The 7,778-nt window shown below is 58.9% G+C and carries 7 protein-coding genes and 2 pseudogenes; 3 read left to right on the forward strand and 6 right to left on the reverse strand.

Annotated features, from left to right (window positions below; translation table 11 throughout):
• From EGH21_RS23810 to EGH21_RS23820, 3 genes and pseudogenes are all read left to right on the forward strand, one after another.
• A pseudogene (locus EGH21_RS23810) lies at nt 1-98 on the forward strand (IS5/IS1182 family transposase); the annotation flags it as partial.
• 234 nt (nt 99-332) lie between these two features.
• Nucleotides 333-1,095 (forward strand): annotated as a pseudogene (locus tag EGH21_RS23815) (IS5 family transposase).
• Between the two features lie 182 nt (nt 1,096-1,277).
• Entirely contained in the window at nt 1,278-1,958 is a 681-nt protein-coding gene (locus EGH21_RS23820) for a potassium channel family protein (protein WP_236035802.1), read from the forward strand.
• A gap of 889 nt (nt 1,959-2,847) precedes the next feature.
• Here the strand turns inward: EGH21_RS23820 and EGH21_RS23825 are convergent.
• The 6 genes from EGH21_RS23825 to EGH21_RS23850 all read right to left on the reverse strand — a co-directional run bounded on the left by EGH21_RS23825 (nt 2,848) and on the right by EGH21_RS23850 (nt 7,623).
• On the reverse strand, nt 2,848-3,345 hold the full coding sequence (locus EGH21_RS23825) for a hypothetical protein (RefSeq protein WP_220620893.1): 498 nt from the start codon (nt 3,343-3,345) through the stop codon (nt 2,848-2,850).
• Between the two features lie 5 nt (nt 3,346-3,350).
• A complete protein-coding gene (locus tag EGH21_RS23830) occupies nt 3,351-4,118 on the reverse strand; it encodes a methyltransferase domain-containing protein (RefSeq protein WP_220620894.1) in 768 nt (255 codons plus the stop codon).
• A 14-nt stretch (nt 4,119-4,132) separates the two neighbouring features.
• Entirely contained in the window at nt 4,133-4,738 is a 606-nt protein-coding gene (locus tag EGH21_RS23835) for an OsmC family protein (RefSeq protein WP_220620895.1), read from the reverse strand.
• Nucleotides 4,739-4,740: 2 nt separating this feature from the next.
• Entirely contained in the window at nt 4,741-4,914 is a 174-nt protein-coding gene (locus EGH21_RS23840; RefSeq protein WP_220620896.1) for a DUF1059 domain-containing protein, read from the reverse strand.
• A gap of 277 nt (nt 4,915-5,191) precedes the next feature.
• On the reverse strand, nt 5,192-6,016 hold the full coding sequence (locus EGH21_RS23845; RefSeq protein WP_483867072.1) for a helix-turn-helix transcriptional regulator: 825 nt from the start codon (nt 6,014-6,016) through the stop codon (nt 5,192-5,194).
• 152 nt (nt 6,017-6,168) lie between these two features.
• Complete coding sequence (locus tag EGH21_RS23850; RefSeq protein ID WP_220620898.1) at nt 6,169-7,623, reverse strand: FAD-binding oxidoreductase; 1,455 nt, start codon at nt 7,621-7,623, stop codon at nt 6,169-6,171.
• Nucleotides 7,624-7,778: the final 155 nt, after the last annotated feature.

Genomic DNA, 7,778 nt, shown 5'->3' on the forward strand with positions numbered 1-7,778 from the left:
GCGACGCCGTGCGAGCGCTCGGCTGGTATCGACAGTTCCGTGAAATTGTCCTGATGTTCGCCATCATCAACATAGAATCGCTGTGTGAGCCGCTCTAACCATGTCTCAGCATCTATTCAACAGAGCAGTAGAATCTGGTCCTTAGCGAGAAACCGGCGACAAAAAGATAGTAGTTGTGGCTGGGGCTACTCTTACGGCCACCATAGTGCGGAATCGTATGCATTGAGAGCACCGGTCTCATCATCCCATCGATCGGCTCTGGTGAATCGCTGGACAGCGTCGGTTTCGACCGTCAGAACTAGGAAGTTGAAGCGGGAAACCGTGGATGATTCATGTCTAAGATCTCCCGCCTCACGAGCAAAGTCGTTCAGTTAGCTAAAATGCTGTTGGTGAGCGAGGCGAAGTCGCCGAGTATGCGGTGGTATCGCTGCACTGTCTGCGGGTTTACCTGGAAAATCCTATCCGGAAGCACTTGATTTGCTGAGTGAGATGCCACAAATACTCGGGGAGATTGGCCTCGACGCGGCCGATCTCCCCGACCACTCCACGCTAGTCAAGTGGTTTGACAGAATCAAGACAGCACTCTGGCGAGTGCTGCTGCGCCTCTCGGTGCAGGAGCACGAGCCGAGCGGTCACGCTGCCATTGACGCGACGTTTTTCGACCGCGAAAACGCTAGCAAACACTACTGCCGCCGAACGGATTATCGGGTTCAGACGCTCAAAGCGACGGCTCTCGTCGATATAAAAAGCCAAGCCATTCTGGACGTTCACTGTACCACCGAGAAACGCCACGACACACAGCTCGCCAGCCTCGCTGCAGACAAAGGCTACGATTGGATGGATTTACGCGACAAACTCCGCGAAGAGGGCGTGAGACCGCTGATCAAACACCGCGAGTTCCGGCCCATCGATCACGCGCATAACGCGCGGATCGATGGGCCTCGATACCGCCAGAGAGCGAAGTGTGAGACCGCCTTCTCCACGATCAAGCGCACGCTCGGCGACGCCGTGCGTGCGCGAACCTGGTACAGTGAATTTCGTGAACTCGTCCTGATGTGTGTCGTTCACAACATCAAGCAGTCGCTGAACCCGTGAAATCAAGCTACGTCTGGCGATTCACCACGGCCGACTCAAGGATTAAACACTAATCACTAGATTTCCATTCTCCTTGTCAGTCAACTAAAACAGAACCGGTTTTTGTTTGGGCTCTCAATTGTGGATATCCTGATCAAGCACAGCCAGTCGTTGACCAGTCCGGTCTCTTCGCAGCAGACGACATGAGTTGCGTAGTTCGTATTATCGGTGGCGGACAAGTGGGCCAGCAGATCGCCGACCGGCTCGAACATCGTGGTGACGATGTCTGTATCGTCGAAGAAGGCGAACAACGAGTCGCATTACTCAACGCGGAAGGCTATCAAGTCAGGCATGGGGACGGGACAGATCTCAGCGTTCTCCGGGCGAGTGACATAGATCGGGCCGATATCGTCATCGCTGCAACAGGCGACGACGACACGAACCTACTCACGACGCAGTTAGTGAAGACGAAGTTCGACGTCGAGACGATCCTGGCGCGAGTGAACGACCCATCGAACGAAGAGCCCTTCGAGGAGCTTGGTATACAGACGATTTCCCGGTCGATTGCGACAGCGCGGCTCATTGATGGATATATCGAATCACCCGCATTGACACGCTGGACGGAGGGCCTCGGACGCGAGGGTGATCTCCAGGAAGTCCCGGTGACGAACGACGCGCTCGTCGGGAATACGATCGCAGAAATCGATTCGGAGCTGCCCGAGCGGTGTTTCGTGATAGTGGTCGGTGCGGAAGGGGGTGCACACTTCCCAGATCTCGACGAAGTCGTCGACGCAGGCCAACACCTGACATTGCTAGGAGACCGCGATGGCGTCCGTAAGGGAATGGAACTCCTCGACCCAGAGCCAGGTAGAACAACCGTCTGATCACTCTTTCAACCAGAGCGTACGCTGGTTATCAGGTACTGTCGCCGCTATTTTGTCTAGCTGAATGCCTCTCCGACCATCAGATACGTAGACCATCCAGCCAGTCCAGTTTTTTTGGATCGGTTTCATCTTGTTGTCCTACATTACCTATATTCCAAGATTATCCAGATAATTTGCGTCATTGCTAAGCCGACCAGCAGGCTGTTCACCCCTCCTTATTCTGCTTCTCTTCGCTCTTATTGGTCATACTATTTCACATCAGTCTCGATCGAACAGGAGCCAACTGTCGGTTCCCAACTCCGATCTTTTATCAAGGGCTGTCAGCAGCGGCTTTGAGCAAGTATTTCAGCACTGCCCGTACAATTCGAGAGCTTCTTATTCGATGTGTATCGGTTTCCAGCGTTAGTCAGCGCTGTGGGTCGGGAGGAAACCGCAACTTGGGCATCCTGTGTGTTTCGTGGTCTGATAGCTTAATTTCCTGCTACAACTTGCACAATCGTATTGTACTCGTTCCATTAGGAAACAGTCATTTTCATAGACATATATGGCTTGCGTGAGTTGAGTTCACGCAGCACTGTGTACTGATACGGGACTCCCAGTACGAAAGCACCCAACAGAGACGGCCCGATAACGAATCCCGCGAGCAGTTCATCGAGCACGGGGGCGACACCTACACTCCGCGCAACTCTACCCAGCACTCGTGCGACACCTAACACGAGTACCAGCTGGACGAACAGTAGTACCGCCTCGGAATCGGCCATCGTTGCAGGTCCAGTACTGAGACCTGTGTTCACTCGGGAGCACGAGTCAGTAACCTGAGTTCCACACTCCGGCCGCCCACGGTGGGTGCGGCTACCAGTGACAATAAACGATAGTGGCGCGACCTCTCTCAGGTCGCGTTCAAGCCGCGATAGGCCATCACGACGCCGACGACGAAGACGATCGTCGCAAGGTAGATGGGGCCGAGATGAGTCACCCAATCGTGAGTGAACGTCTCCGCGGTGTAGTGCATCGGCAACGCGAGCGCTAGACCGACGACAGCAGCGACAACCGCCGTCGCCCACGCCCACGTGAGCCGCTGACGGATACCGTACCACGAGAGGGCGGTGACCGCGACTCCCGTCGAGATGATGAACGCAGCGGTGGCGACGTGCAGGTGGCTGATGTAGTACGCGACTGCCGGGTTCAGGTCGGCTTTCGTCATTCCGTCGAGTGTACTGACACCGAGTTCGAAGCCGCTTCCCACGAAGTTCAACACGAGGAAGACGACTCCATATGCGATGAACGCGACGCCCGCAAGCGCCATCAGCAGGGAGCCGCTCCGGAGCGTTGTCTCGAGTTCGGGCTGTTCTTGCCGTTCGTCTGCGATGGATTGTTCTGTTGCCATAGTGATCAGGTCCGGGCCCTAAGCGAGATGCTTTTCACGCCGTACTTTTGACACGCGTTCACCGCTTGCTCCGAGATGAACTCGTATTGGGTGTTGTCCCGAACGTCGTTTACTTCGAAGCCGGCGTCTTCGATGAGTGCCGTGTAGCGGTCGATCTGTTCGGCCCCACCGATACAGGCCGCCCAGAGATCCTCGTTGTTCTTGATGCTCTCGGGCATCAACTCCTCGCTGATGATGTCCGAAATGGCGAGGCGTCCCCCAGCGATAAGCGCGCGATTTGCCTCCGCGAACACCTGTCGTTTGTCCGGCGAGAGGTTGATGACCCCGTTCGAAATCACGACGTCGAACGTCGCGTCATCGAACGGGAGATCTTCGATGTACCCTTTCTCGAACGAGACGGTATCCATCCCCGTTACGTCACGGAGCTGTCTGGCCTTCGCCAGCTGCTGGTCGGTCATGTCCAACCCGGTCACGCTTCCCGAGGTCCCGACGTGTAACGCCGCGACGAAGACGTCCGTTCCGGAACCACTCCCGAGGTCGAGGACGACGTCCCCCTCTCGGAGGTCGGCAAAATCGAAGTGGTACCCCACGCCCGCGAAGGACGCCAGTGCGTCTTCGGGGATCGTGTCGAGATCTCGTTTCGGGTAACCGAGCCGTTCCGCCAGGGGACGGCCCATCTCGAAGTGATACTCTTCGGTCGGCGCCTCGGCCACGTCTCGATAGACGCTCTTGACGGCCCGTTCGAGGCGGTCGACGTCGAATGACTCTGGCATTCGTCGACACCTCGTTAGTCGTCGGCCGCCGCTTCGGCCGGGGTATTTACCGTGAGGTGAACGTCCTGATCGAGCGAGACGAGCGTGTAGACGGGCGCCCGTCGGGCCCACTCGTCGATCTGATCTTTATCGAGGTCGGGACTCTCGATTTCGACGTCAGCGGTCAGGTTCTCGAAGACGGTGTCTGCTTCTCCGAGGTCCTCGAGGCTGAAGAGGATGCGCGGATCGAACTCGGTGCGAACTCGGGTCTGGAGAGACTCGATATCGACACCGTTGGCGACAGCGTTGATGGTGATACCGACGTTGATGCAGGAGGCCAGCGCGGAGAGTGCGGCCTCGATAGGTTCTAGCCGGTCGGTTCCGCCGATCCAGCCGCCCGCGTCCAACACTTCCTTCCACGCGCCATAGGGAATCGTGTACTCGCGGGTCTCGCGCGCGATCGTCTCACCGCCGAGTTCGTAGCTGTCGACCTTCGCGAGGCTGTGCGCGCACGTCCCTTCGTAGGTCGAGCGCGCCCCGAGCCCGAGCTGCACGTCGTCGGGGTTCTCGGCCGCGAATTCAGCGAACTCTTCGAGTGTCTCGAGGTCCACCCCATGGTGGCTCTGCTGGTCAGTAGCCATGGTTACACGACCTGGAGATGTTCCGTCCGGAGTTCGTCGTCCGTGTAGTCTTTCCCGTGCACCTCCTTCATGTGGTTCTTGGCCAGTTCGATTGCTTCCGCTTCGTTCTCTGACTGGATGATGAATCGGCAATCGGCCGCTGCAGATTCGCAGTCGAGTTTGTGTGCTTGTGCCATGGTGGTTCAGTTTCCTTACAGCGACGGACGATACGACCTCAAATGTAAGGTAGCTAACTGCTGACACACCGGCACTCACTGACGGCGTGTTCACGTCGTGACGATCCAGCAGCGACTGCCGCCCGTGCAGACGATGCCCGGTCGTCACCGGTTGGACAAAGAGACTCCCCGCAGAGCGATTCGATTCCTCATCGTCTTTCTCGAACACGCGGGCAGTCGTTGGCCACCAGAGTGGAACTGTTGGATGTAGTTGGTCAGCTGCCACAGAGTCGTCTCGTCAATTCTCGACCGTTTCGAGTGGGATCGTTGGGGTCTGGCGTCGATAGAAGTCGAACTTCGACTCTGCCCATTCGCGGGCTTTTTCCGAGTCGGTGTCAAGCAACACGCGGACTGTGGCGCTATCGGAATCGTGGCCGCAGATCGCGACTCGGTTGTCGAAGATCGCGATTCCATATGGCGGGAGGTCATCGTGTAGCCACATGGTGAGATTGCCGCTCGCCAAGGTCTCCGCAAACAAGTCCGGGTAGGTCGACCGATAGTACGTCACGACGCTTGGCGGGTCGATAATCTCCGTTTGCATGCCATCGATGACTCGCTGGCAGAGTTCGTCCCGATAGGGCTCGAAGATAGCGATATCGGTCCCGACGAACCGGATTCGGTCGGTGTCTTCGATAAGTGTGAGGAACCGGTTGACGGGCGCGTACGGGTTGTCGGCTTCAGCGACGGTCACGATCGCATCGGCACACATCTCGATCGTGAACCCGCTCTCCTCGTCAGGAAGCCACGGCCAGATATCGCGGACTTTCCGCTCGATTTCGACCCGCTCTATGAGTTCAGCGACGGCGGATGCGATGTACGCGCCCAGCGGTGTCACCTCGTACTGGTACTCGTTCCTACGAACCCAGTTGCGGTCTTCGAACTCGCTCAGCGTTCGTCGAATCGTCGACGATGAGACGCCAGTCATCTCCCAGAGTTCGGATCGACTCCGTGAACGGACGGTCAGCGCCACGAGCGTCGGGGCGCGGTGTTCGGATCGCGCGAGATACGCAATGTCGTCGATCGGCGATCCTTTGCTATATTTTGCCATGGTAAAGATATGCATGGATTTACAATAACTATTCGTTCTGTGGTGGGTCGACTACACTCCCCCCAAGAGAATCGCGGGTTCCGGGTTGTCCGAGGACGGCAAAGCGCGTCCCAGATGACATAGCTCTCGATAATTTCCGTGGTCGAAGCGACGAATTCTATCCCGTTTTATCGACTCTCTTCCGGGTCCGGACTGACGTTCCGGTTCGTCCGGAAGAGATTGCCTGAGTCGTACCTGGTCTTGATATCGATCAATCGGTCGTAGTTGTCGCGGTACGCGGCCCGGACGCGATCAGCGGGCTCGTCGGCAGTCTCGAAATTGACGTAGTGACCACCTGTCGAGAAGGGCCGACACCGCTCCCACGCCTCGCGGACCCAGGCTCGGTGCGCATCGCCGTCGGGGTCATCAGGATTCCACATGCCGAGGATGCCGAGGCCGTACCGGAAGTCACGGTTGCCGACGACGCCGTCGTCCCAGTCCCGTTCGTTGAGCGCCCCACCGACGTGGACGAATCCAAGCTTCGTCATCGGCGAGGGGAGGTTCAGGGAGAGGTCGCCGACCGCCTTGAGAAGGTCGTCGTCAAGGCTGTCGGTCCAGACGGCCTTCCAGTAGTAGTGCATCCCCTTGGGCTGGGTTTCGTCGGTCAGCTGCTGCTGCTCGACGTAGGGCAGCCGGCCGATGAGATCAACCACGGGCTCGCCTAGAGGTTCTTGCAGCGGCGCCAAGTCCTCCTCGGCCCGCTCGGGCGGCCCGGTGTGGCAGACGAGGAAGCCGACGATCCGTCGGCCGTGCCACTCCTCCGGCACGAACGGTGCCGGCGGCGCACGCTGGAACTGGTTGAACACGGTCAGTTCACGCGGCGCCGCCTCGGTCACAGCCCGATACGCGTCCAGCGCGGCGTTGGCCTGTTCGGGCGTCTCGGCTGGGAAAGCCAGCAGGCCACCCGTGATCTCCGGGCCGACCTCGTGGAGGCGAAGGGTGAACTCGGTCACGACGCCCATGTTGTGGCCGGCACCGCGGACGGCCCAGAATAGGTCGTCGTGCTCGTCGATGTTGGCGCGACGCACCGTACCGTCGGCGGTGACGATCTCGACTTCCACGAGGTTGTCCACGGCCCAACCGAAGCGCCGCGAGAGATAGCCGAAGCCGCCGCCGAGCACCAGGCCGGCGAGGCCCGTCTCGGAGACGAACCCGAGCACCGTGGCCAGACCGTACTCTTGGGTGGCTGCGTCCACGTCACCCAGCAGACAGCCCGGGCCCGCCGTCACCGTCCGTGTATCCGGGTCTACCTCGACAGTGTTCATCCGGGACATGTCTAGCGTCAGGCCACCGTCGGCCAGCGCCGTCCCGGCGATGTTGTGGCCGCCGCCGCGGATGCCGAGGAGCAGGTCGTGTTCGCGGGCGAGGTCGACGCAGGTGACGACATCGTCGGTGGTCGCCGGCTGGACGACGAGCGCCGGCGTCTTCTCGATCGTCCCGTTCCAGAGGCGAGTTGCCTCCTCGAAACCGTCGTCATCCGGAACGAGCAGCGGGCCGTGGAGGCGATGTCGAAACGCCTCGATGGTGTCTCCGGTCAGCGTGGTCGGTGAGCCGTCACGCGTGGTGATGGTGGTCTGGGCCATGACTCATCGATGACTGCTACGCCGCGGAGGGCACTGTCTAGTTGAGCGAGTTTGAGAAGCGAGGAGGCCGTAGCGAGAAGTGCTCATGCAACTCGCAGACCTCCTCAGCGAGACGTTGAACGAGGACAATGAAGACGTTTGGGAGAATGAGCGCA

Source organism: Haloarcula rubra, from assembly GCF_019599465.1.
Lineage (GTDB): Archaea > Halobacteriota > Halobacteria > Halobacteriales > Haloarculaceae > Haloarcula > Haloarcula rubra.